This is a genomic window from Vibrio sp. 10N.261.52.A1 (assembly GCF_002876325.1).
In the GTDB taxonomy this organism is placed as follows: Bacteria; Pseudomonadota; Gammaproteobacteria; order Enterobacterales; family Vibrionaceae; genus Vibrio; species Vibrio chagasii.
In genome coordinates this window covers 1-1535 of the sequence record NZ_MCYD01001445.1, presented here as the reverse complement: position 1 = coordinate 1535, position 1535 = coordinate 1, and the positions used below count along the sequence as shown (strand labels likewise).

General features: G+C 37.7%; 1 protein-coding gene and 1 pseudogene. Both read left to right on the top strand.

The features are described 5' to 3' along the window. The first annotated feature begins 192 nt into the window (after window positions 1-192). The gene (locus tag BCT81_RS28960) at window positions 193-1356 is read left to right on the top strand and encodes a YcaO-like family protein (protein WP_102426659.1); all 1164 of its coding nucleotides are present in this window, start codon (window positions 193-195) and stop codon (window positions 1354-1356) included. After that, window positions 1356-1535, top strand: a pseudogene (locus BCT81_RS29670) (ABC transporter ATP-binding protein); the annotation flags it as partial. The gene BCT81_RS28960 and the pseudogene BCT81_RS29670, both read left to right, overlap by 1 nt.

Here is a 1535-nt window from a genome sequence, read left to right as displayed (position 1 = left end):
TAATAGCTTAATACAGTCAAAAAAATTAATATTTTCAGGAGAAGAAATTATGGGTAACAAACGTTCAGAAATTAACGGTTCAACGGGTCCAAATCTTGAATTCTGCTTTGCAGAGCAGAGCACCAAAAAAAATAGTAGAGAGCGCGATTTCCTCGCCTTCTTAGCTTAAGTTCAAATCTTGAGGAGTGTCATATGTGTCTATATCCAATAGAACGTGAGTTCACTAGTCGGCAAGCTGTCGAGGCGATTAAACTATGGTTAAAGGAGCACAACCTTCACTCCTCACTTTACACTACGGAAGACAATCTGGTAGCAACTGTGGAGCTTTCATCTTCAACAGGCAGCCCATTGTCAAGTGGTTCTGGGAAAGGGAGTTGGGCGGTAACAGGAGCTTATTTTGAAGCTTTTGAGCACATGATGTTGAAGCATCATTTTACTTCTTCTCATATTGAGGTAGTTCAGTTAAAGGACTGGTTAAGATCAAAGAACTGCCACCCTCAATGTCTCTTTGGAAAGACTCTGACGGAGTACGACAATGATTTATTGAAATTCTCAAACTACCGCTCTATTTTATCCTTAGAAAAATATCTTGTACCTGAAACTTTAGTTAATCCTTCTTACATTGAAACTCTTCAGCCAAATGATGCGTATTGCTTTCTTAATAAATATACATCCAACAGTGGTTGGGCGTCAGGATCTTCATTTGAGGAAACAGTGCTTCATGGTGCTAACGAAGTTGTCGAGCGCCATTGTTTAAGCGAATTATATAAACAGTACATAGGTTTTTCTGAGTATACGGGTGAATTCTATCGAATCATCCCACCAAAAGAACTGTTGCAAAAATATCAGCTTTCTCTCCCCAATATTGATGAAGTTTCTTTTATCATGTCTACTACGCTATTCGATTCCTATTTTTGTGCGTGTGTAATGCCTTCTACTGCTAGCCCTATGGCATTTCGCTCGTCTGGAGTTTCATATTCAGAATTTCATGCGATAGAAAGAGCACTTTCAGAACTCGTTCAAAATATAGAAAACTATGACGACGCCGAGCTTGATTGTGATCTTAAGGTAACCGAGTTTCTAAATAAATACGATAAGCTATGTCAAATTACAGATCTTTCAAAGTTAGACAGGTTACCTCTTATGGATTTCTCTAACTTGAAACAAGATTCAATGGATTTTAGGGACCATTACGGAAGTCTATTAAGTTCTATTAAAGAGAAAGAGTATGACTTACTTGTCCATACCGCATTTGGTCAGGAAAAAATCTGGCTTACATCTACATATATACCCGGCTTAGAGCGTTTCAACATTATAGATAAAGGGAAACTAGTCGTCCCTCTGGGACGTAAGTAATGCCGATAATTACCTATCTAAAGTATTTTTCACTCTTTTCTGTTTTGCTTTTAATTAAAGCAAATCTGGCTTTACCTTCTTATTTAATCGGACAGATAATTAACATTACCTCTCAATCCCCCACGTTGGAAGGCTTGGGGAGTTTGTTAAATTATCTACTGTTATCTACATTAGTGACT

Bases quoted from the DNA above. Each gene is read 5' to 3' on its own strand.
- BCT81_RS28960 (WP_102426659.1), top strand. From the start codon at position 193: ATGTGTCTATATCCAATAGAACGTGAGTTCACTAGTCGGCAAGCTGTC.